At 58.6% G+C, this 21,948-nt stretch carries 23 protein-coding genes and 2 tRNA genes; 7 read left to right on the forward strand and 18 right to left on the reverse strand.

The window, feature by feature from the left end; translation table 11 throughout:
• Window positions 1–130: 130 nt before the first annotated feature.
• From ACF6ZU_RS14140 to ACF6ZU_RS14180, 9 genes are all read right to left on the reverse strand, one after another.
• Window positions 131–1,042 (reverse strand): Abi family protein, encoded by a 912-nt coding sequence (locus ACF6ZU_RS14140; protein ID WP_392893396.1) that lies wholly within the window; start codon window positions 1,040–1,042, stop codon window positions 131–133.
• 140 nt (window positions 1,043–1,182) lie between these two features.
• Window positions 1,183–1,452, reverse strand: a complete 270-nt coding sequence (locus ACF6ZU_RS14145) for a hypothetical protein (RefSeq protein ID WP_392893398.1) — start codon at window positions 1,450–1,452, stop codon at window positions 1,183–1,185.
• A gap of 505 nt (window positions 1,453–1,957) precedes the next feature.
• A tRNA-Thr gene (locus tag ACF6ZU_RS14150) sits at window positions 1,958–2,033 on the reverse strand.
• A 119-nt stretch (window positions 2,034–2,152) separates the two neighbouring features.
• The gene (locus ACF6ZU_RS14155) at window positions 2,153–3,394 is read right to left on the reverse strand and encodes a nucleoside deaminase (protein ID WP_392893399.1); all 1,242 of its coding nucleotides are present in this window, start codon (window positions 3,392–3,394) and stop codon (window positions 2,153–2,155) included.
• Between the two features lie 300 nt (window positions 3,395–3,694).
• Window positions 3,695–4,924 carry a methyltransferase gene (locus ACF6ZU_RS14160; RefSeq protein ID WP_392893401.1) on the reverse strand — a complete coding sequence of 410 codons (1,230 nt, stop codon included), beginning with the start codon at window positions 4,922–4,924 and terminating at the stop codon, window positions 3,695–3,697.
• Window positions 4,905–5,594 carry an ABC transporter permease gene (locus ACF6ZU_RS14165; protein WP_109627445.1) on the reverse strand — a complete coding sequence of 230 codons (690 nt, stop codon included), beginning with the start codon at window positions 5,592–5,594 and terminating at the stop codon, window positions 4,905–4,907. The genes ACF6ZU_RS14160 and ACF6ZU_RS14165 overlap by 20 nt, the downstream gene beginning before the upstream one ends.
• Window positions 5,591–6,286, reverse strand: a complete 696-nt coding sequence (locus ACF6ZU_RS14170; protein WP_392893403.1) for an ABC transporter permease — start codon at window positions 6,284–6,286, stop codon at window positions 5,591–5,593. Before ACF6ZU_RS14170 ends, ACF6ZU_RS14165 begins: the two co-directional genes overlap by 4 nt.
• A gap of 78 nt (window positions 6,287–6,364) precedes the next feature.
• On the reverse strand, window positions 6,365–7,111 hold the full coding sequence (locus ACF6ZU_RS14175; RefSeq protein ID WP_084318234.1) for an ABC transporter substrate-binding protein: 747 nt from the start codon (window positions 7,109–7,111) through the stop codon (window positions 6,365–6,367).
• Between the two features lie 13 nt (window positions 7,112–7,124).
• The gene (locus ACF6ZU_RS14180) at window positions 7,125–7,898 is read right to left on the reverse strand and encodes an ABC transporter ATP-binding protein (RefSeq protein WP_007897462.1); all 774 of its coding nucleotides are present in this window, start codon (window positions 7,896–7,898) and stop codon (window positions 7,125–7,127) included.
• Between the two features lie 564 nt (window positions 7,899–8,462).
• Between ACF6ZU_RS14180 and gabP the strand changes: the two genes are divergently transcribed.
• The gene (gene gabP, locus ACF6ZU_RS14185) at window positions 8,463–9,854 is read left to right on the forward strand and encodes a GABA permease (protein WP_392893406.1); all 1,392 of its coding nucleotides are present in this window, start codon (window positions 8,463–8,465) and stop codon (window positions 9,852–9,854) included.
• A gap of 368 nt (window positions 9,855–10,222) precedes the next feature.
• The gene (locus tag ACF6ZU_RS14190) at window positions 10,223–10,549 is read left to right on the forward strand and encodes a hypothetical protein (protein WP_017336019.1); all 327 of its coding nucleotides are present in this window, start codon (window positions 10,223–10,225) and stop codon (window positions 10,547–10,549) included.
• Between the two features lie 75 nt (window positions 10,550–10,624).
• Here ACF6ZU_RS14190 and ACF6ZU_RS14195 read toward each other — a convergent pair whose 3' ends face one another.
• Genes ACF6ZU_RS14195 through ACF6ZU_RS14205 form a run of 3 tightly spaced genes read right to left on the reverse strand, consistent with a single transcriptional unit; the run spans window position 10,625 to window position 12,468 of the window.
• The gene (locus ACF6ZU_RS14195) at window positions 10,625–11,077 is read right to left on the reverse strand and encodes a hypothetical protein (RefSeq protein ID WP_392893408.1); all 453 of its coding nucleotides are present in this window, start codon (window positions 11,075–11,077) and stop codon (window positions 10,625–10,627) included.
• Window positions 11,078–11,083: 6 nt separating this feature from the next.
• Window positions 11,084–11,500: a hypothetical protein gene (locus ACF6ZU_RS14200; RefSeq protein ID WP_392893410.1), complete on the reverse strand. Its 417-nt coding sequence runs from the start codon at window positions 11,498–11,500 to the stop codon at window positions 11,084–11,086.
• A gap of 20 nt (window positions 11,501–11,520) precedes the next feature.
• On the reverse strand, window positions 11,521–12,468 hold the full coding sequence (locus tag ACF6ZU_RS14205; protein WP_392893412.1) for an alpha/beta fold hydrolase: 948 nt from the start codon (window positions 12,466–12,468) through the stop codon (window positions 11,521–11,523).
• A gap of 306 nt (window positions 12,469–12,774) precedes the next feature.
• Here ACF6ZU_RS14205 and ACF6ZU_RS14210 point away from each other — a divergent pair, with 306 nt between their 5' ends.
• Window positions 12,775–13,224 (forward strand): carboxypeptidase regulatory-like domain-containing protein, encoded by a 450-nt coding sequence (locus ACF6ZU_RS14210; RefSeq protein WP_392893816.1) that lies wholly within the window; start codon window positions 12,775–12,777, stop codon window positions 13,222–13,224.
• A gap of 57 nt (window positions 13,225–13,281) precedes the next feature.
• Here ACF6ZU_RS14210 and ACF6ZU_RS14215 read toward each other — a convergent pair whose 3' ends face one another.
• From ACF6ZU_RS14215 to ACF6ZU_RS14240, 6 genes are all read right to left on the reverse strand, one after another.
• Window positions 13,282–13,743, reverse strand: a complete 462-nt coding sequence (locus ACF6ZU_RS14215) for a hypothetical protein (RefSeq protein ID WP_392893414.1) — start codon at window positions 13,741–13,743, stop codon at window positions 13,282–13,284.
• A gap of 315 nt (window positions 13,744–14,058) precedes the next feature.
• A tRNA-Phe gene (locus tag ACF6ZU_RS14220) sits at window positions 14,059–14,134 on the reverse strand.
• 103 nt (window positions 14,135–14,237) lie between these two features.
• Window positions 14,238–14,510: an oxidative damage protection protein gene (locus ACF6ZU_RS14225; RefSeq protein ID WP_392893416.1), complete on the reverse strand. Its 273-nt coding sequence runs from the start codon at window positions 14,508–14,510 to the stop codon at window positions 14,238–14,240.
• Complete coding sequence (gene mutY, locus ACF6ZU_RS14230; protein WP_392893418.1) at window positions 14,507–15,574, reverse strand: A/G-specific adenine glycosylase; 1,068 nt, start codon at window positions 15,572–15,574, stop codon at window positions 14,507–14,509. The genes ACF6ZU_RS14225 and mutY overlap by 4 nt, the downstream gene beginning before the upstream one ends.
• A complete protein-coding gene (locus ACF6ZU_RS14235) occupies window positions 15,571–17,796 on the reverse strand; it encodes an AsmA family protein (protein ID WP_392893419.1) in 2,226 nt (741 codons plus the stop codon). Before ACF6ZU_RS14235 ends, mutY begins: the two co-directional genes overlap by 4 nt.
• 69 nt (window positions 17,797–17,865) lie before the next feature.
• Window positions 17,866–18,276 carry an acetyl-CoA sensor PanZ family protein gene (locus tag ACF6ZU_RS14240; protein ID WP_392893421.1) on the reverse strand — a complete coding sequence of 137 codons (411 nt, stop codon included), beginning with the start codon at window positions 18,274–18,276 and terminating at the stop codon, window positions 17,866–17,868.
• Between the two features lie 223 nt (window positions 18,277–18,499).
• On the opposite strand from ACF6ZU_RS14240, the gene ACF6ZU_RS14245 reads away from it, so the two are divergent.
• The 4 genes from ACF6ZU_RS14245 (at window position 18,500) to ACF6ZU_RS14260 (ending at window position 21,917) form a co-directional block, all read left to right on the forward strand.
• Window positions 18,500–20,164 carry an OFA family MFS transporter gene (locus ACF6ZU_RS14245; RefSeq protein ID WP_392893423.1) on the forward strand — a complete coding sequence of 555 codons (1,665 nt, stop codon included), beginning with the start codon at window positions 18,500–18,502 and terminating at the stop codon, window positions 20,162–20,164.
• 263 nt (window positions 20,165–20,427) lie between these two features.
• On the forward strand, window positions 20,428–21,021 hold the full coding sequence (hisB, locus tag ACF6ZU_RS14250) for an imidazoleglycerol-phosphate dehydratase HisB (RefSeq protein WP_003218037.1): 594 nt from the start codon (window positions 20,428–20,430) through the stop codon (window positions 21,019–21,021).
• Entirely contained in the window at window positions 21,021–21,659 is a 639-nt protein-coding gene (gene hisH, locus ACF6ZU_RS14255) for an imidazole glycerol phosphate synthase subunit HisH (protein ID WP_392893427.1), read from the forward strand. The genes hisB and hisH overlap by 1 nt, the downstream gene beginning before the upstream one ends.
• Window positions 21,660–21,917, forward strand: a complete 258-nt coding sequence (locus ACF6ZU_RS14260; protein ID WP_008024930.1) for a DUF2164 domain-containing protein — start codon at window positions 21,660–21,662, stop codon at window positions 21,915–21,917.
• The last annotated feature ends 31 nt before the right edge of the window (window positions 21,918–21,948 follow it).

Consider the following 21,948-nt stretch of genomic DNA (forward strand, 5'->3'; position numbering starts at 1 on the left):
GGCGGATTCTGGGGTAGTCGTAGGCAATGCCGCAAGGTTTTGTAGCTTTCAGGAAGTGACGCGTAACGTGATTAAACAAACATTGTTAAACAAGCCATGCGTCAGGCATGCAGGACTTTAGACAGAGCAGTCACCAGCCTTTGGCGTCCGTTTTCCAATGCTCAGGAAAACCCATGCGCTGAAAGTGTGCAGCGCCGTACCGCTCCTCTATCGATGCCAGCCTTGATTTGAAAGTGCCATTAAATGCGATCGAGTTCAGCAGGACATGAATCACTGTGAGCGAAGCATAGACAGTCTTGTTGTCGGTGAACTTGATATCTTTGAGCTTCAGATTGGTGGGGGAAACTCCGAGTTTAACGTCGATAAATCGATCGTGATGAGCGGCCATATTCCGAAGCACTGTCAGTGCATGTAGCCAGCTTTCAAACACTTCCACTTGCTTAATACCGAATTTCGACGAGATGACTTTCCGGTCAATCGGATCTCTCAGCATTGCAAAAATTTTTGACCATGTGCCCAAAGTCACGCACTCGCTCATGGTCCAGCTAGGAGGAAGGTAGGGGTCTTCATAACTGTCGTAGTAGGCTTTTATGTACAGTCGAGAGGATGCCCTTTCAACCTCACCCTCTATTTTCGAGAGCATTTGTCCGATGCCAATACGACCTTTCGGGGCAAAAATCTCCGTTTTCAGGTACCAGTGCGGCGAGTACTTAAGGCTCAGCAAATTGCAGATTACCGTGCGTACCGCGACCTCAAGCCTTTCCGCCGATTCCATAATGATGGCGCGGATCTCTCGATCGCACTCATAGCGCTGAATGACGTGCTCAAACGTAGTGTTTGGAAGAAAGTCTTTCGTCGCGGGATTCTGCAACTGATACCAGTATCCCTTCAGTCGGAAATGACCTACATAGGCGATGTACTTGAGCGCGATGTCGTCATCGTTGACGATCAGCCCCCGCATTTTCAGTTTCGCGAGCAGTGCCTGGGGGGTAAGAGCCATCTTGGTAAATGGAGGTTTTTTTACAAGTGCCTTCTTGGCCATGGTCAAATTCCAGGCAAAAAAACTCGCCTTTTGCACGCCTGCTTTAAGGCAGGACCCTACCCGTTGGGTAGGACGTGTGGCGAGTGTGTTGGGGCCAGACTAGCGAGAGTCAACATTTGCGTCAATCACTTCGGCGGGGGCTACGGCGCAACGTCGCTTGCACCCTCTGTCCCTGACTCAATAAAGGAATTCGTCTGATAAATAGATGAACTCTCTGCGTGATTGCGCAGCATGCGATCTGCATTTTCAAAAATTTTCATACTGTATTGGCCATATTCTACTAATGCTGCTTTGCTGCGCTGGGTGAGTTGCACATCTGAGGTGCAAAGATCGATCAACAGCGAAAGTGTATTCCCGCACTCTTCAAGCTGTTCACGCATCTCAAAGAAATCCGCTTTTGTCATGGGCATTGCGAATGTTTCCTTTGCGTTTATTTTCCCAGTAAAAATTTCCTCGGTTGGAAAGCTTGGCTTCAGAAATGGAAGTAAATTTCTTCCCGCTTCTCAAAAAATCAGCCAGCTGCTAACCCTTCCAGTAGTGAGTAGTGCGGGATAACAATAGGGTCGAGGGGAAAGCCGCACAAGCCCGCGAATTCTCGAATAACCGTAGGCAATGTCGCTAAATTCCGTAACTTTCGGGCATGGCGTGGGGCGGTATTAAGCAACCAACGCTGAACGAATCATGTATTGGACATGTAAGCCGGTAAGGAGAAAATTTCTTCTGAACGATGACGAAACTTCCGACAGATCGTTAGCTTCCGCTTGGGTATTCATTCAGCATAAATATTGAAATGTGAACGTATGGTGCAAAAGACGGGCTGTCGCGAGGTTGTAATGAGAGGGCGAGATGTGGACGAAATGTGGACACCCAAGAAACAACAAAGCCCCCGCATTTCTGCGAGGGCTTCGTTTTGTATGGTGCCGGCACCAGGAGTCGAACCCGGGACCTACTGATTACAAGTCAGTTGCTCTACCAACTGAGCTATACCGGCGTGTTAGGGCGACGATTATAGCGATTGGATAGCTTCTGTAAACCCCTGAATTCAGACTATTTTTGCGCACGCTTCAAGCCAGCCCCACGGACGCATCTACAGGGCTGGCCAACGAAGCATCACACGCCGTTTTTAACCGCGTTGATCAAGTCCTGACTCAGCACCTGCGCAGGCGCTACTTGCACGCTCTGCGTATAGAACGGCGGCAGGTTCTGGGCCAGTGTGGACAACGCCTGCGCGGTGGTATTGCCCGGCAGCAATACGTATTGCAGGTTCGACGGATAGCTTTGCGGCACGGGGCCTTCCATGGTTGAGCCGTAGGCGCCGAAGGTCATTACGGCCTGGGGGGTTGTCGGGTCGGGGGCGTAGAGGAAGACGAAGGTGCCGTACTTCGGATGGGTCAGGTATTGCTCGGCCTGGGCGCGAATGGCCGGATCGGGGTCGTTCATCAGGGTCCAGCGCATTACCGCGTAGTTGCGGGTCGTTTCCATGAAGGCTGTACGAATCGGCGACTGGTTCTCGACGCCACCCTGGCACACCAGCAGGTTGCCGAACGGGTCGATCAGCGCCACTGAGTTGAACACTGTGCTTTGCTGTGCGGTTTTCAGCAGGGGAGCCGCGAGTTCGACGCCGGGATCGCGTGGGTTGGTCGATTGCACGGTCAGCGCGAAGGGGCTCAGCGCTGTCAGTGCCTGACGCACTTTGCTGTTGGCTGGCAGGGTGGCCGGGTTTTGCAGTTGATTCGGCGGCAGGCCGCTGTTGTTGCTGGCGTCGCGCACGGTGTTGACGCTGGCGGAGAAGATCGAGCTGCACAAAAAGTATGCCGCCGAATCGATGGTCTGGCCGCCGAACACCGGGCTGTTCGTACCCTGGTAGACACGGCTGACCGGCGCTGCAATCGCGTAGTAGCCCCAAGTGGCCTGCGCCTGCTGGCGGATTTGCGGCGGCAATGACGGAAAGGTGAACTGGCTGTTGTAGTTGATGCCTGCGTAGTCATCGATCGCACTGACGGCGACGTTGAATCCTGCGGTCAGCAGCGAACCGGCGCACATGGCGCAGGGATCGAGTGTGGTGACCACGGTCAGTTGGTTGGGCGGTGGCAGGTTCAGTGGCGCTGCGTTTTCGTAGTACCAGTCCACCAATTGTCGCTCGCCGTGGGCGGTCGGGTCATGGGGCAGGAAATAGGGGGTGCCGCTGCCCGGAAAGGGCATCAGCACGTTGTTGTGCAGGGCGGCGATGACTTCGCCCGTTGCGTTGTTGATGATGGCGCCGCCCACCGCGAAGGTTTGCTGCAGTGCAGCGTAAATGGCTTGGTTGGCGACGGTATCGACGGCTTCCTGTGCACTGTTCAATGTGCTCATGATTTCTCAGCTCCTTGCTGTCCCTGACGTCAGAGAATTCTGGCGCTTGGCAAAGATAGTCGAGGATTTACAGGTCGTTTATGTTCTTTTGGCTTAACGCTTATGCACAACGGAAGACTCGGCTCCATGGAGTCAATAGTGCAAATGTGGATCTGTTCTCATTTGACTGCAAATACCTGTTTTTCCGCTTTTTTCTGCATGTGTACGAAAATTGAACAGTTCAGTTTCAGCCTTGAAACATCCGCAGATATTGGATCCACGATAATTTCATCAACAGAGTTATCCACAGGCTGCGCGCCTTCAAGGGCGTTCGGCGAGCAGCAGGAAATTACGCGGCGTAAGCGGGGTTTCGCAGAAGGTGCCGAGACGAACGGTATAGCCCTGCTCGGACAGGAAAAGTGCCCGATCGAGGATCAGCCAAAGTTCCAATGGGCGTCGGAAAAGTCCGCGCAGCAGCTCCAGATTGCGGACTTCCGCCAGACGCTGCCAACCGGCTGCCTCGAGCGCGGACCAGTCTTGCGGGCCAACTGTGGATAACTCCTTGAGTGCGGCCAGATGATGGCAGTAGTTGGCAAAAGAAGTATCCAGCCAGGCGCTGGGCAAGGACGGCGTCGGCAGGTATTCATCAACCCCGCGCAACCGCCGTTGCAGCAGATCGAACGCCAGGCGTCGGGCCATGGAGGTGTCGCGCTGACGTCGGACACGGGCGCCGGCGGTGACGGTTTCGCTCGCCGGTAGCGAAAGATCTTCGATGTTCAGTTGTAGGAAGGAGCGAGCAGCCACCGAGGAAACCGGCTGATATTCGCTGCGGCTGATCCGGTTATAGCAACACGGCGCAACCGCCAGTTGTTTGCAGCCCGCGACGCTGGCGAGCTGGATCAGCCGCACATGCAGATCACCACAGGCATGCAGCGCGACCGGCGTGTGACTGGCACTCAACAAAGAGGCGGCGCCAGGGGCCAGCACATCCTGCTCGACATGCAGCGCATGCAATTGATGACGCTGACTGAGCGCCTGACCGGCAGACACCAGCGCAGGATCATATTCAAGGCACGTGAGTTGCTGACCGGTTTGCAACAACCGGCGCCCCAGATGTCCCTTGCCGGAACACCAATCCAGCCAATGCGTCGGCGGTGCGGTAAATGACAGCCGACTGGCAAACGCCTCGATCTGCTGCCACTTGCGTCCGGGCACATCGACATTCAAGCGATGCCCTGCGGTTTCCAGTGTGTGCGCCGGCAGCTCACCCACCGAACCCAGCTCAAGGGATAACGCCGCCAGCGAAGCAAACGGCTCCGGCGCATCCAGCAGGCAAGGTTGGTTGTGGCTGTCTTCCGCGTCTTCCAGCGACCGCCCGCGTAGCCATTCAGCCAGTTCTGGATAGGACGTTTCCCAAGGAAGTCGCAGATGGGTAAACGGTCGAGGTTTCCACAGCGCCTGATGCTCGATCAGAAAAGCATCCAGCGCCATGAAGCGGGCGAGGAGGGTCTCGCCCGTCAGCACGCTGGAATCAGCGCCCTTGGCAGGCATCGACGCGCAACCAGCGCTCCAGCAGCTTGAAGCCGCGAACCAGCACGTAGGCCATCAGCAGATAGAACATGCCTGCGGCGAAGAAGATCTCCACCGGCAGATAGGTCCGGGCAATGATGGTGCGAGCCATGCCGGTCAGTTCCAGCAGGGTCACGGTGCTGGCCAGGGCGCTGGCCTTGAGCATCAGGATCACTTCGTTGCTGTACGCCGGCAGACCGATGCGGGCGGCTCGGGGCAGGATGATGTAGAACAGCGCCTTGGCCTTGGACATGCCCAACGCCCGCGCCGCTTCGATCTCGCCCGGTGGAATCGCCTGGATCGCCCCGCGCAGAATCTCGGCGATGTAGGCCGCGGTGTGCAAGGTCATGGTTGCGGTGGCGCACCAGAACGGATCGCGCAGGTACGGCCACATCGAGCTGTTACGGACCGCGTCGAACTGCGCGAGGCCGTAGTAGACCAGGAACAGTTGAACCAGCAACGGCGTGCCACGGAAAAAGAAGATGTAGCCGTAGGGAAATGCCCGCACCCACCACAGCCGCGATGAACGCGCGATGCCCAGGGGAATTGCCAGCAACAGGCCGGCAATCACGGCGATGGCCACCAGTTCCAGGGTCAGCGTTGCGCCTTGGGCCAGTTTCGGCAGCCACTTGATGATGACTTCCCAGTTCATTGGGTGCTCCTCGCGAAGCCGCGAGCGGCGCGTTTTTCCATGAAGTGCATGCCGGTCATGGCGAGAATCGTCAGGCCCAGGTACATGAACGCGGCGACCATATAGAAGGTGAACGGCTGTTTGGACACGGTCACGCCGATTTGCGCGTGACGCATGATTTCTTCCAGGCCGATCACCGACACCAGCGCGGTGTCTTTCATCAGGATCATGAACAGGTTGCCCAGGCCGGGCAGGGCGATGCGCCACATCTGCGGCATGATCAGCCTGGTGAAGATGCGAAACTTCGAAAGACCCAATGCCACACCGGCTTCACGGTGGCCTTTGGGAATGGCGAGGATCGCGCCGCGGAACACTTCCGTGGCGTAGGCGCCGAAGCACAGGCCCAGCGCGATCACGCCGGCGGCAAAGGCGTTGAGTTCAAGGTCGGGCTTGCCGAAAAACTCGCCCAGGGCACGCATCAGGTTGACCGTGCCGAAGTAGATCAACAGCACCCAGAGCAATTCCGGGATGCCGCGAACCAGTGTCGAATACGTGCCGCCAAGCCATTGCAACGGCTTGTACGGGGAAGTCTTGGCCAAGGCGCCGAGCAAACCGAGCACCAGCCCGAGACACAGGGCCGAGAGTGCCAGTTTCACAGTCATCAGCGCGCCAGCGGCGAGCGCCGGGCCGAATCCGTATAGGTCGATAATCATGGATTTCTTTTCAAATCGCGGCAGGCAATGCCGGGGACCGGCGACGTCGGGAAACGACGCCGGTCCGGCAGGTCAGAATCAATAGATGCTGAACGGGAAGTACTTGTCGTTGATCTTCTTGTAGGTGCCGTCAGCAACGATTTCTTTCAGTGCGACGTTCAGCTTCTCGCGGATCGGGTCGTTCTTGCGAACGGCGATACCGATCTTGTCGCTTTCTTCCACCGGGTCGCCTTTGAATTCGTAAGGCTTGCCGGCGTCGCTTTTCAGCCACTCGTAGTTGACGTATTTGTCCGCCAGGATGCCATCCAGACGACCCGACGTCAGGTCGAGGTAAGCGTTTTCCTGGGTGTCGTAGAGCTTGGTTTCTACGTCCGGCATGTTGTCTTCAAGCCAGGTGCCGGCCAGTGTTGCGCGCTGGGCGCCGATCACTTTGCCTTTCAGCGCGTCCTTGTCGGTTTTGAAGTCGACGTCTTTCTTGGCGATGAACTGCAGCTTGTTGGAGTAGTACGGGTCGGTGAAGTCGACGGCTTGCTTGCGCTCGTCGGTGATCGACATCGAGGAGATCAGGAAGTCGAACTTCTTGGCGTTCAGGGCCGGGATGATGCCGTCCCAGTCGGAGGTGACCACGGTGCATTCGACTTTCATCTTGGCGCACAGGGCGTCGCCGATTTCCTTGTCGAAGCCGACGACATTGCCACTGGCATCTTTGTTGTTGAACGGCGGGTAGGCCGCTTCGATGCCCATCTTCAGGGTTTCGGCCATGGCACCGGCGCTGAACGCCAGGGTGACGGCGGCTGCCAGGAAGACCTTTTTGTAGTTCTGCATGCGGGTAGCTCCGTTAGCGGTTGCTGGACATGAATTGTTTGCAGCGCGCCGAAAGCGGGTTTTCGAACACCTGCTGTGGCGATCCTTGCTCTTCTACCAGGCCCTGGTGGAGGAACACCACTTCGCTGGACACCTGACGGGCGAAGCCCATTTCGTGGGTGACCAGCAGCATGGTGCGGCCTTCTTCGGCCAGTGCGCGGATGACATTAAGTACTTCCTGGACCATTTCCGGGTCAAGGGCGGAGGTGGGCTCGTCGAACAGGATCACCTTGGGCTGCATCGCCAGCGTACGGGCGATGGCCGCGCGTTGTTGCTGGCCGCCGGACAGTTGCGCCGGGTAGGCATGGCGCTTGTCGGCGATGCCGACCTTGGCCAGCAAGGCTTCGGCGACTTCGATGGCTTCGGCCTTGCTCTGGCCGAGCACGCGGCGCGGGGCTTCGATGATGTTGTCGAGCACGCTCATGTGCGGCCACAGATTAAAGTTTTGAAACACAAAACCAATCTCGCTGCGCAGGCGGTTGATCTGCTTGCCGTCGGCCGCGACCAGTTCGCCGTTCTTGGCGGCTTTGAGCTTGAGTTCTTCGCCGGCCACCAGGATCTGTCCCTGGTGCGGGTTTTCCAGCAGGTTGATGCAACGCAGGAACGTGGACTTGCCGGAACCGGAGGAGCCCAGGATCGAGATCACATCGCCGTCGCGGGCGGTCAGCGAGATGCCTTTGAGCACCTCAAGCTGTCCGTAGCGTTTGTGCAAGTTGCGGATTTCAAGCGCGGGCGTGGCCTCAGCCATGTGCGTTCCTCATTGTGTATTGCGCTCCTGCTGTTGGCGGGCCTTCCTGGCGAGGCGGCCAACCTAGCATAGCGTCTGAATGGCAGCCAACAGCGCTTCGGGCGGTAAACGGGCGGTGTGTGGCAGGTTGTCGCATCGGTACAGCAGACTGTCGCGCTGCTATCAACCGAACAACCGTTTGAACCCGGCTTTCCAGTGGAAAGCACGGCGGCTTTCGCAAAAAGGGCGCGATGTTGCCAGCTTTGGCGGGGTGTTGGAAGCGCTAACCGGCCAAACGTTCCGGATCTGCACTTTTATCGTGCGTTGTGCCTTTTGTGGGTGTGTTTCCGGTGCGCTGATTCGTCCATAAAGTGGGTCACTGGGTAACGCCTTGGCAAATGGCCATTACTTTCAATGACTTGCGATGACCGTCCGGTCAGGGTGAGATCGCCGGGATAGAGGGTTTTGAAACATTTTGGCGCAATTATTGCGTGCAGATTCCGGAACGCCCCGTTGGTTTCTTTTTACAGAAGAGAACCTGAAGCGGGATGCACGCATTCGCTTTTCCTTACAAAGGTAGTTTCAATGAGCAATACCCAAAGCTCTAACGGCCTCGAACAGGGGCTCAAACCGCGTCATGTGACCATGCTGTCGATTGCCGGTGTTATCGGCGCCGGCCTGTTCGTTGGCTCGGGTCACGCGATCGCCGCAGCAGGCCCGGCCGTGCTGTTGGCCTATGCCGCCGCCGGTATGCTGGTGGTGCTGGTGATGCGCATGCTGGGTGAAATGGCGGTTGCTTCGCCAGACACCGGCTCCTTCTCGACATATGCCGATCGCGCGATCGGTCACTGGGCCGGTTTCACCATCGGCTGGTTGTACTGGTGGTTCTGGGTCCTGGTGATCCCGCTGGAGGCCAACGCCGCCGCGACCATCCTGCATGCCTGGTTCCCTGGTGTGGATATCTGGGCTTTCGCCTTGGTCATCACCATGTTGCTGACCATCACCAACCTGTTCAGCGTGAAGAACTACGGCGAGTTCGAGTTCTGGTTCGCCCTGCTCAAGGTTGTGGCAATCATCGGTTTCATTATCCTCGGCGTTCTGGCGATTTTCGGTTTCCTGCCGAACAGCCAGGTGAGCGGCGTTTCGCACATTTTCGACACCCAGGGCTTCCTGCCGAACGGCATGGGCGCGGTATTGGGCGCGATCCTGACCACCATGTTCTCCTTCATGGGCACCGAGATCGTGACCATCGCGGCCGCGGAATCGAAGAACCCTGGCAAGCAAATCTCCAAGGCCACCAACTCGGTGATCTGGCGGATCGGTTTGTTCTACCTCGTGTCGATCTTCATCGTCGTGGCCCTGGTGCCTTGGAACGATCCGGTACTGGCCAGCGTCGGTTCCTATCAGACCGTGCTTGAGCGCATGGGCATCCCGAACGCCAAGATGATCGTCGACATCGTGGTACTGGTCGCCGTGACCAGCTGCCTGAACTCGGCGCTGTACACCTCGTCGCGCATGATGTTCTCCCTGGGCAAACGCGGTGATGCACCGGCCGTGTCCACACGCACCAACAAAAGCGGTACGCCTTACTGGGCCGTGATGCTGTCCACCGGCGCTGCGTTCCTGGCCACCTTCGCCAACTATGTAGCCCCGGCTGCCGTGTTCGAGTTCCTGCTGGCCAGTTCCGGTGCCATTGCGTTGCTGGTTTACCTGGTGATCGCGATCTCGCAACTGCGCATGCGCAAACAGCGTATGGCCCGCGGTGAAAAAATCGCCTTCAGCATGTGGCTGTTCCCGGGCCTTACCTACGCGGTGATCATCTTCATCGTTGCGGCCCTGACCATCATGCTGTTCCAGGATGCCCATCGCGTGGAGATCCTCGCGACCGGTTTGCTGAGCCTTTGTGTGGTAGCCGCCGGCATGTTCGTGGCGCGCCGTCGTCGTAATGAACAGCTGGTCGGAGCAGTGGCGCGCTAAGCGTAACGTCCGCTGTCGATACACCGAAAACGACCGCCTTCAGTCATGATCGCGGTCGTTTTTGCTTTCATTCGGGGCGTGATTCGGTTGGCGTTCGGATGGACACGATGATGTCGAGATAGTAGCCTTCTCGCCGAATGTGTATCTCGCTGTTGCGAGATGCGATGGAGTTTCAGGACAAGGATTGTTCGACGTCCCCAGCCTTCCTGGCTAAAGCACTCGACCCTTTCTTGCCTGCTCCCTCATCTGACACGAGTCTCGGATGCATTTGCGTGCGCCTGCCGATTGCGCGGCAGTCACGAGCCAGTGCTGCGTGGAGCTAGCCCGGCCATTCAGCCAACCCATTGGGGCATCAAGGAGAGACAGGCATGGCGTTTACATCGGTTGTATTCAAAAACCCTAACACCGGAGCCATGAAGGAAGCCCCGATCGGCTTCTCGTGGACCGTGTTTTTCTTCGGCTTCCTGCCGCCACTGTTCCGTGGCGACATCAAGTGGGCAGCGATCATGTTCATCGTGGCCTGCTTCACCTTCGGCCTCAGCAACTTCGTATTCATGTTCATCTACAACAAGCTGTACGTGCGCGACCTGATCGGTGCCGGCTTCAAGGCTCAATCCATCGCCAGCGGTGACCTGAGCTACGCCAGTGCCAAGGTAGGGATGGAAATCCCGCGCCTGGATGCTGTTGCTGCCTGATTGGTTGTTCGTCAGTGCATAAAAAACGGCCGCTGTCAGTGATGACAAGCGGCCGTTTTTTTTTGCCGAGGGCGTTTACTCGCCCTTGTCTTCCTGCGCATCCAGCGACTGGCGATAGCTGTCCAGCGCATCGCCGAAGTCGGTGATGAACTGCGGATCGGTCAGCCAGGCCTGTGCAGCATCGCGGTCCATGCCGTCGGTCCACATGCGGTAGTCGATCAGCATGTCGGCGGCCAGGTGGGTGGCGGCCATGGCTTCGTTGTCGGCGTTTTCCATGTCCAGCAGTTCGGGATGGTCGTTGATGATGCCGGCGAGGTTCGTCAGCAGTGTCAGCAGCATCTCGTTGCGGCTGATGGCTTCCGCGTCTCGCATCTTGCTGAACATCGCCAGGGTGTATTCCGGGATCTGCTCGCCGATTTCACCCAGATCGTCTTCCAGTGCGGCGGGTTTCCTGCCGTGGATATTGATCTGCTTGGCTTTGATCTTGGCGCGTTTGGCGCGTTTCTGTTGCTTGTTCAGGGAGGCCATGGGAACTCAGTTCGGTGTTTGTTGGGTTTGGGCTGCGATGATGTCGGAGGCCGCTACATAGTCGGCCTGGAAGGCCGGGGATTCGATCCAGGCAAGGGCGCCGGCTTCATCGACTTCGGTGGACCATTGGCGGTATTCGATAAGCGCGGCGAGGATGAAGTCCATCGCGCCTTCCTCGCCTTCCTGCTCGTACACCAGTTCCAGCAACGGGTCTTCAAGGAACGCAACGCACATTGCCTGTTGGCTGGTTTTTTCGGCGTCGATCATCTTCTTGAACAGCTCGGTGAGGTCTACCGATTCAAAGTCGATGCGATCGTCGTTCGGGTCCAGCTCGACCGGCGCGGCAGCCCGTTGGGTGCGGTTCTGCTTGGCCTTGGCTTTGGCGCGTGTGGCGCGTTTTTGCTGCTTGTTGGCGGAGGCCATGGGTTTTGATCCGTCGTGCGTTAAAAGGACTCGCTGCGCGGCACTGGCCGCCCGGGTGTTCCGGGGGCCAGCTCGCCGCTTTGCAGCCAGGACAGTGCAATGGGCCATAGTGTGGCTTGGTATGCGCTGCGAAAAAAGGCGAAATGTCCGACTTCCTCCTCGCCGATGTCTTCGGGGGCGATTCGCAGGTGGGTATTCGTGCCGTTGCTGAAGTAGCCGAGCAGGCGCTCGATGGCCGGGATTGTGCCGTAAGGATCATCGGTGATGCTGATGGCCAGGGTTTTGGCATACATTGTCGCGCCCGGCTTTTCGGCAAGCGTGCGACCGCTGGGCCGCGTTTCATATCGACGGGTGGGCGTGCTCCAGTCGCGAACCACGCCGGCGGGCGTGTCTTCCAGCCAGCCGAGGCGCTTTCCGGGGAAGTAGCCACAGATCATGGTGATCAGCGGCATTACTACATGCCACTTGCCGAACATCCTCCAGCGCTGTGCCGGCGCATAGTCACGCCAGTAAGCGAATTGCGCACCGACGGTCACCAAGTGTCGAATGAGCCGCCCTGAAGCCCCCAGGCCCGCCGCACAGCCTCCAAAGCTGTGACCGACGACATCGATGGGCTGGCCGGGAAATTCTCGCTGGGCGCGCTTGAGCATCGCCTCGAAGTCCAGCGCGCCCCAGTCTGACCATGAGGCTGCAAATCCTTTCAAGGATTCGGGGCGCGACTCGCCGATGCCACGGTAGTCATAGGTGATGACGTCGAAGCCGTTGGCGAACAGGTAATCGGCGAAACGCGAGTAGTGTCGGCAACGGACCGAGGTGGCGGCGTTGATGATGACGACCGGGCGCGTGAGATCCGCAGGCGCGTGCCGCCAGGTGAAGCCGCCGAGGGTGAAGCCGTCTGCGGCGGGCTCTTTGAACGGTTCGGCATGCAACTGCGTCGTTGAAAGGGCTGCCTGTGCAGTTGGCGTCATGCTTTGTAGGTTCATAAGGTTGGTTGCTACAGATGACGAGCCCAAGAATGAGCTTCGATGTGAGGTTCATGCAATGCCCCTCATTGCGAAATTCGTCTGAACGGCTCAGTCCGATTTGGAACGCACTGAGTTCCGAATTAAGGAGGCAGGGGGGATCGCTGATTCGTGACGCAGTGCGTCACAAAAGTTTGGTGTGTAGTTCGATTAGCGCTGGACTCAACTACCAATCAATCTAAAACCCGAACGTTCGACAGGAAATCTAAATGGCATGACAAATGGGCTCCATGGAGCCCGGGAGGCATGATCATGAAGTACGTCCATTCCCTTGCATTGACCATCGCGGCGTTGGGCATGCTGATGTTCCCGTTGATGCTGTCTGCCGCCAGCACTGAGCCCATTGATAGTTCGGGCGTGCAAATTCAGCGACAAGACCAGAACGGAGTGACTTATCTGTCCGGCGGTATCGGCGAGGATGAGGCGAAAGCTATCCAGCAAGCGACGGGGTACAACCTGCACATGACCTTTTCCATCGGGCCTGAGGGCAAATATGTTCCGGATGTCGATGTGGTTGTTCAAAAGGTGCAAGGTCAAACCGTGCTGACGCTGAACCAGGCGGGGCCGCTGGTTTACGTGCAGTTGCCTCCCGGCAAGTACACGGTGGTAGCGACACGTAACGGTGAGGAGCGGCGCGATACTGCAGAGGTAGGAAGTGGTGCTGCCCGTAATCTGGTCTTTCACTGGGCCGGTGAAAGTTAGGCGTCAAATGATGGCGAATGGGCGGCAGCGAATCGGCTGCTCGCCCATCGCATGGCATCAGGCCTGAGCGGTCTGGCCTCTCAGGATCTGCTGCTTGCGTTGTTCTTCCGGCAGATCGTTGATGCAGTAGTTGATGTAGTACACGTTGAACAGGAACGTATAGAAAGCGTTCATGCGCAGGTCAACCTTGTGCTCGCTGAGGGCATATTCCGTCAGCGCGGTTTTGGCCTTGAATGCCCAAACGATGTAGAGCACGCCACTGGCAAGGCCGAGAATTGCAGAGGTGAAATCCAGGGCCACGTTACCCAGATTAGAGAAAGTGCCGCTCAAACCAGCGCATACGGCGATCCAGATAATGTAAACGTCATCGACCAATCGGACTTTGGTGGTGTCGCTGATGATTTTGCTGTTTTTGTACAGCCACAAAATCAGATAAATCCCGGCGGTGGCGATGGAGAGCAACACCAGGTTCCAGGTCTTCGTGTTGATCTTGTCTTTGAGCTCGTTGATTGTTGACATAACTTTTCCATGTCCTATGACTGAAGGGTGTGTAGCGCTTTGGGGTTTACTGCGGGGGAAGCATTCCTTGCGTTGTCGGCTGTCCTTTTTGTTGCGTAATTCGGCTGCGTCGCGGGCAGCGAATTGAATGGGCATCGACAGGCGAATTTCCGTGGCACCGGTCGAGTTTGTGGCACAACGCTACTACAGAGCCTTGCTTGAGGCGAGCGTTGTTTTCGGATCGTTGATCAGCCGTATACGCCTCTGCGTGCCGGGCTTGGTTAAATCCCGGGCATAAAAAAACCCTGAATCTTGCGATTCAGGGTTTTCGGTATTTGGTGCCCAGAGACGGAATCGAACCGCCGACACGGGGATTTTCAATCCCCTGCTCTACCGACTGAGCTATCTGGGCAACGGGGCGCATTAAACGGGTTTTTCAGGGGGTCGTCAAGCAAGTTTTCAAAAAAAATTTAATTATTACCGTCGCTTACGTTCCGACCCCCGATAAAGCGGGATTATTCTGCCGGTGGAACGTAGCCGTCAGCCTTGGCGTATTCCTCGCCGGAGAAGTACTTGTCCATCTCGCCCTGAAGATATTTGCGATCTTCGGCGTTCATCATGTTCAGGCGTTTTTCGTTGATCAGCAGGGTCTGGTGTTTCTGCCAGTCGGCCCAGGCCTTGGCCGAGACGTGATCGAAAATGTCCTGGCCTTTGGCGCCCGGGAATGGAGCGCGCTCCAGGGCGGGCAATTCTTCGTTGTACTTGCGGCACATGATGGTGCGGGTCATGACGACTCTCCTGCGTTCAATACGGCGGCCGCGCGTTCGAGCAAGGTTTTGACCGGGGCGGCAAGGCCCAGGCGCGGCGGGGTGGCGAGGTTATACCAGAGCCAGTCGGCCTCGGCCACGTGATGGCCAGCCTCCTGGACATGAACCAGCCAGGGTTCGATGGACAGCTGGAAATGGCTGAAGGTGTGCACGAGGCTCGGCAGTGCCTGTTGCGTGCCCAGTTCCAGCGAGTGTTGTGCGGCCAGATGCTGCAGGTCGTCGAGGTCATCGAGTTCCGGCAGGCTCCAAAGACCACCCCACAAGCCCGTGGAAGGGCGGCGGTAAAGCAGGATCGCACCTTCGCCGTTGGCGAGCATCGGCATCAGCGTGCGCTTCTGTGGCACGGTTTTGCGCGGCTTGGGAATCGGGTAGCGGGTTTCCAGGCCGAGCATGTGCGCTTCGCAACCCTTTTCCAGGGGGCAGAGCAGGCAGCTCGGTTTGCTGCGCGTGCAGAGCGTGGCGCCCAGATCCATCATCGCCTGGGTGTAAGCGTTGACCCTATCGTGGGGCGTGAAGCGCTCGGCGTTGGCCCACAACTGTTTCGCGACCTTCGGCTCGCCGGGATAACCCTCTTGCGCCGTAAAGCGCGCCAGGACGCGTTTGACGTTGCCATCAAGGATCGGCGCCCGCAGGCCCATGCTCAGGCTGGCGATGGCGCCGGCCGTGGACAGGCCTATACCCGGCAGTTCCACCAGCTTTTCCACGTCTCGCGGAAATTCGCCGCCGTGTTCGGCCACGACGATTTTCGCGGTCTTCTGCAAGTTGCGCGCGCGGGTGTAGTAACCGAGGCCGGTCCACAGGTGCAGCACTTCGTCTTCCGGCGCGGCGGCCAGGGCTTCGACCGTCGGCAACGAGGCCATGAACCGGTCGAAATAATTCAGCACGGTGCTGACCTGAGTCTGCTGCAACATGATCTCCGAGACCCACACCCGATAAGGCGTGATGCCCTGTTGCCAGGGCAGGTCGTGGCGGCCGTGGCGGTCGTACCAATCCAGCACTGCCGATGAAAACTGCTCGGCTCTCATCGCTTGAACAGCCCCTTCAGTGCGTTTTTCAGTTCCGGGCTGACTTTGTCGCCAAGCTTCTCGTCGATCTTTTCGCTGATCTTGTCGCCGGCCAGTTTGCTCGCGACCTGGCCCATGCGCTCGTTGTCGAGGCGGCAAGCCTTGGCGCCGAGCTCCAGTGGGCCACGGCAGCGCAGCGGCCACTCGATGCCGACGAATTTGTCGCCGACCTGGCAAGCCGGGTCCGGCATGGCGCTGGTATCGCCTTCGACGATGATGCCGACGCGATAATCCATGCCCAGCACCCGCAGATCGACGTCGCCGTCACCGTTCACGGTCATGCCCGGAATGCGTACTTTCAGGTCCGGGTTGCTGGCCACGCCGTTACGGAAAGTCAGGTTGCCCTTGAGCTCCTGGAATGGCGTGTCCTTGCCGCGTGATTCGCCACTGAGGGTTTTGCGGTTGAGGGTGGCGATGCCTTTGCACAGTTGCTGCTCGAGGTTGGCATTGAGCAGCACGCCGTTGTTGATGACAAAACTGGCGTTGCCGTTCAGGGTTTCGATCAGCGCTTTCTGGCTGTTGCCACTGCCGGTCAGGTTACTGTCGAGGGTGACCAGACCCTTGACCGGCGGGTTTTTACCCTGGCTTTCGAGGATCTTTTCCACAGGCACTTTGCTGATGTGCGTCTGCATGTTCAACGCTGGTGTCTGCTGGCGCACGTCGAGGGTGCCCCTGGACTCGAAGGTGCCGTCGTACAGGTCGCCGCGCAGGTTTTCGAGGGTCAGCAGGCCCTCTTTGCCATTGGCTTTGAGCGCCGTGTTCTGGATCGGCAATTTGTCGAGGGTCAACTGGCCGAAGGTCAGGTCGGCGTCCACGTCGAGTTTGCTCAGGCGTTCCACCGGCAGCAGGCGCTCGCTGCTCCACGCGCCTTTGGTGGGTTTGTCCGGCAGCGGAGTGCTGCCAGCGCCGGCCATGGCATCGGCTTCGGTGCTGGCGACTTCGGCCTGACGCACTTGTGTCGCGCTGTTGGCTTCGGCGGATTTCGGCGGCAGGTAGCGGTCGACGTTGAAGGTGTCAGCCTTGAGGACTGCACGCAGCGATTGCTTGGCGAAATCCTCGACGGCGATGCGCCCGCTGAAGGTGCTGTCATCGACTTTCAGGTTGATGTTGTCGAACGACACGCTGGTAGGTGTGCCGGCAACGCGGCTGACCAGTTCGACTTTACTCAGGCTGCCTTCGGCCATCGCCGGGAGTGTCTGGCCGATGCTGTCGACGAATTTCGCCAGGTCGAATTGCGCAATCGAAATGCCGCCGTTGATTTGCGGCGTCTTGTCGAGGTCGTTGACCTTCAGTTCGCCCAGCGCACGCAACTGGTTGGCGGAGATCTTGATACCGGTCCATTCGGCGACGTTCGCCGCTTTATCCAGCAGCAATTGCCCTTGCGCAGCGAAGGTCACGGTCTTGCCCTGCAGCGGATCGCCGGCGACTTCCCCGGACAGTTTCAAGTCTTCGAATTTGTAGCGTTGCAAGGCGCGTTCGAAACGCAGCTCGCCGTTGAGCTCGGTGCGCACCCGCAGGACCGGCTGGTTGGTGCCGAGGAACGCGGTGAGCTTGACCGGGATGTTGGTGGAATCGTGGACCGGGCCGGTGCTCAGCTGGATGCTTTCGGCGCTGAAGAGTTTGCCGGTCTTCTCGTCGCTGTATTCGACCCGGGCGTTGTTGACGGTCAGGCTGTCGATGTCGAGGCGGATCGGCTGCGCCGGTTTTTCCACTTGGACGGTGGTGTCCGGGGCCGGTTGGCCCGGCGTGACGGGCGGTGTGGCCGGGTTGGCCGTCGCCGGAACCTTGCCGATGTCTTCCCAGTTGCCGTGGCCGTCCTTGTCGCGGTTCAGGCGCAGGTTCAGGCCTTCGACACGCACGTCGCTCATCTGCACTTCACGGCGCAGCAGCGGCAGCACGCGGACCGAAAGACCGAGCATCTGCAGATCGGCGAATGGCTCGGCGGGCTTGGCCAGGGTCGCGACACTGGCTTCGTGCAGCTCCAGGCCCAGCCACGGGAACAGGCTCCAGCCGATGTCGCCATTGAGCGTCAGCTCGATGTGGGCCTTGTCGCGGGCAATCTGGCGGATCTCGTCTTTGTAGTCGTTGGGATCGAAGAGGTGGGTCAGGGCAAAGCCCAGCGCCACAATGATCAGCAACAGCCCGAGAAGTACCAGACCCAGGATTTTGCCGAACGCTTTCATGGGCGAGTCCTTGTAGTAGTCGAATTCGAATTTAGCCGGGGAGTATAGCGCTCCGAAGCGGACGACCGGTCAGCGATCAACCGGCAACGCGTCCAGCGGCACCTTGAGTTTGGCAGCCAGTGCCTGGGCTTCAAGGTGCCCGGCAGGCGCCAGCAGGCGCAATGTCGCACCCGATTGCGACGCCATTTTCTGCGCTTCGTTCACCAGCCGCTCGGCAACCCCGCGGCGGCGGGTAATTTTTCGTACGCATAATTGGGACAGATGCCAGACGTCCTGGTGCCGTTGCAAGCGTGCCGCGCCCAGCAGGCGATCGTTGAAACGTCCGCCGATCAGCGAGCCGTCGCGCAGGCAACCTTCGATCAGCTGCGCCTCGCCGGCAAACGGGGCAAACAGCCAGTCCGGCGCATCGCGGTAGATCTTCTGCAGATCCTGCTGATCCTGATAGGTGGCTTCGTCCAGCAACTCGACAATGATCGGCATGGCAATTCCTTCAGTGGTACGAGAACAGATGACTTTGAAAAAGGTGATATCAGTTTGGTTTTTCTGTCACGTGCAAATGGTAACCTCTGCCAGTTCGTCCGTCCTTCTGCGACCTGGTGTCGCACCAAAATGGAGCTTTACTCTACAAGACAGTCATGCGTGCGCATAAAGGCTGGGGGTGAGCAGTGGCTGGCGAACCATACTAATAATTGGGGGATACACAATGAGTACGAGTACCACGGCGGACGGCTTCAGCGCCGGCCAGCCCTCGTTCCTGTCCAAGGAACGAATCATCGCCAAGCCCGGTTTTAACCGCTGGCTGGTGCCACCGGCCGCGCTGGCCATCCACCTCTGCATCGGCATGGCTTACGGTTTCTCGGTGTTCTGGCTGCCATTGTCCAAAGCACTGGGCGTGACCAAGGCCGTAGCCTGCGCGCCGGAAATGAGCTTCATCTCGCAAGTTTTCTCGTCTGAATGCGATTGGCCGATCTCGATGCTCGGCTGGATCTACACCCTGTTCTTTATCTTCCTGGGCTGCTCGGCAGCGATCTGGGGTGGCTGGCTTGAACACGCCGGCCCGCGCAAGGCTGGCGTTGTGTCGGCACTGTGCTGGTGCGGTGGCCTGCTGATTTCGGCGTTGGGCGTGTACACGCACCAGATCTGGCTGATGTGGATCGGCTCCGGGGTCATTGGCGGTATCGGCCTGGGCCTGGGTTACATCTCGCCGGTCTCGACCCTGATCAAGTGGTTCCCGGACAAGCGCGGCATGGCGACCGGCATGGCGATCATGGGGTTCGGTGGTGGCGCGATGGTCGGTGCTCCGCTGGCCGCGGCCCTGATGGGCCACTTCGCTTCGCCGACCAGTGTCGGCGTCTGGCAGAGCTTCCTGGTGATGGCCGCGATCTACTTCGTGTTCATGATCGGTGGCGCCTTGTCCTACCGCGTTCCGCCAACTGGCTGGAAGCCTGAGGGCTGGACCGCTCCGGCGAAAAAAGCCTCGAACGCGATGATCACTCATCGCCATGTTCACGTGAACGTCGCGTGGAAAACCCCGCAGTTCCGTCTGGTATGGCTGGTGCTGTGCCTGAACGTATCCGCGGGTATCGGCATCCTCGGCATGGCTTCGCCGCTGTTGCAGGAAGTGTTCGCCGGTAAATTGCTGGGTACTGACCAGACCTTCGGTCAACTGGACGCCGGGCAACTGGCTTCGATCGCCGCTATTGCTGCCGGTTTCACCGGTCTGCTGAGCCTGTTCAACATCGGTGGCCGCTTCTTCTGGGCATCGTTCTCGGACTACCTGGGCCGCAAAAACACCTATTTCGTGTTCTTCGCCCTGGGTTTTGCGCTGTACGCACTGATCCCGAACCTCGGTCACCTGGGCAACGTTGCGCTGTTCGTGGCGGCGTTCTGCATCATCCTGTCGATGTACGGTGGTGGTTTTGCGACGGTTCCGGCTTACCTGGCGGACCTGTTCGGCACACAAATGGTCGGCGCGATCCACGGTCGTCTGCTGACGGCCTGGGCAGCGGCGGGCGTGTTGGGTCCGGTGCTGGTGAACTACCTGCGTGAGTATCAGTTGAGCATCGGCGTTGAACGCGCCGCGGCTTACGACATCACCTTGTACATCCTCTCGGGCCTGCTGGTGCTGGGTTTCATCTGCAACCTGCTGGTGCGTCCGGTGGCCGACAAGTACTTCATGACCGACGCTGAGCTGGCCGCCGAACAGGCGCTGGGCCACGACAAGGGTGCTGATGCCAGCACTTCGCTGGAGTGGAAAGCGGCGGCGGGCACCAAGCCGTTGGCGATTGCCGCGTGGCTGGTGGTGGGGATTCCGTTGGCGTGGGGTGTGTGGGTGACCCTGCAGAAAACTGCGGTCCTGTTCCACTAAGTAAAACGTAGTACCCCTGTAGGAGTGAGCCTGCTCGCGATGAGGGTCTGACAGTTGACACAAATGTTGACTGTGAGGCCCTAATCGCGAGCAGGCTCACTCCTACAGTCGTTTCGGGGTGTCTGAAATAGCTTGTATGGACATGTCTACCCACGACGGCCGGGAGTTCTATCCGTCAGTCATATCACCTCTCGTGTTTCTGTTTCCCGCCCGCGCCCCTATAATGGCTGCCTTTTTCGCCCAATGATTTTGCGGAGCTGGTGATGGCCGAACGTAAGGCGTCAGTCGAGCGCGATACTCTGGAAACCCAGATCAAAGCCTCGATCAACCTGGATGGCACCGGAAAGGCCCGATTCGATATCGGTGTTCCTTTTCTTGAGCACATGCTGGACCAGATCGCCCGTCACGGGCTGATCGACCTGGATATTGTCAGCAAGGGCGACCTGCATATCGACGACCACCACACCGTGGAAGACGTCGGTATCACCCTCGGTCAGGCCTTTGCCAAAGCGATCGGCGACAAAAAAGGCATCCGTCGCTACGGCCACGCCTATGTGCCGCTCGATGAGGCGCTGTCGCGCGTGGTGATCGACTTCTCCGGCCGTCCTGGCCTGCAGATGCACGTTCCCTACACCCGCGCCACCGTTGGCGGTTTCGACGTTGACCTGTTCCAGGAATTCTTCCAGGGCTTCGTCAACCACGCACTCGTCAGCCTGCACATCGACAACCTGCGCGGCACCAACACTCACCACCAGATCGAAACCGTGTTCAAGGCTTTCGGCCGCGCCCTGCGCATGGCCGTCGAGCTCGATGACCGCATGGCCGGTCAGATGCCATCGACCAAAGGCGTTCTGTAATGCAGACGGTCGCGGTTATCGATTACGGCATGGGCAACCTGCACTCGGTGGCCAAGGCCCTCGAGCACGTCGGTGCCGGCAAGGTCTTGATCACCAGCGATGCCGACGTGATTCGCGAAGCTGACCGGGTGGTATTCCCCGGCGTCGGCGCGATTCGCGATTGCATGGCGGAGATCCGTCGCCTGGGTTTCGACTCGCTGGTGCGTGAAGTCAGCCAGGACCGTCCGTTCCTCGGCATCTGCGTCGGCATGCAAGCCTTGCTCGACAGCAGTGAGGAGAACGATGGCGTCGACTGCATCGGCCTGTTCCCGGGCGCGGTGAAGTTCTTCGGCAAGGATTTGCACGAAGACGGCGAGCACCTGAAAGTCCCGCACATGGGCTGGAACGAAGTGAAGCAGACGGTGAGTCATCCGCTGTGGCACAACATTCCGGACCTGGCGCGTTTCTACTTCGTGCACAGCTACTACATCGCCGCCGCCAATGCGCGGCAGGTGGTGGGTGGCGGTCACTATGGTGTCGATTTCGCCGCCGCGCTGGCTGATGGCTCGCGTTTCGCCGTGCAGTTCCACCCGGAGAAGAGCCATACCCATGGCCTGCAATTGCTGCAGAATTTCGCCGCGTGGGATGGTCGCTGGTAAATGGCCGTCAAGAAGAAGCCGCCGATCCTGACCCTCACTCCCGAGCAGGAGAACGAGGCCAATCACAAGATCAAGCGCTTCATGGAGGATCGCTTCGAACTGGACCTGGGCTCGTTCGAAGCGGCCGAAATCCTTGAGCTGTTTACCCGCGAAATTGCGCCGCACTATTACAACAGGGCGATTTTCGATGTGCAGACGCACCTTAAAGAAAGGTTCGAAAGCATCGAAAGCGACTTGTGGGCGCTCGAGAAAAACTGATTTTCGAGCGAAGCTGAACAATCGAATTTGA

Source organism: Pseudomonas migulae, assembly GCF_043225285.1.
In the GTDB taxonomy this organism is placed as follows: domain Bacteria; phylum Pseudomonadota; class Gammaproteobacteria; order Pseudomonadales; family Pseudomonadaceae; genus Aquipseudomonas; species Aquipseudomonas migulae_C.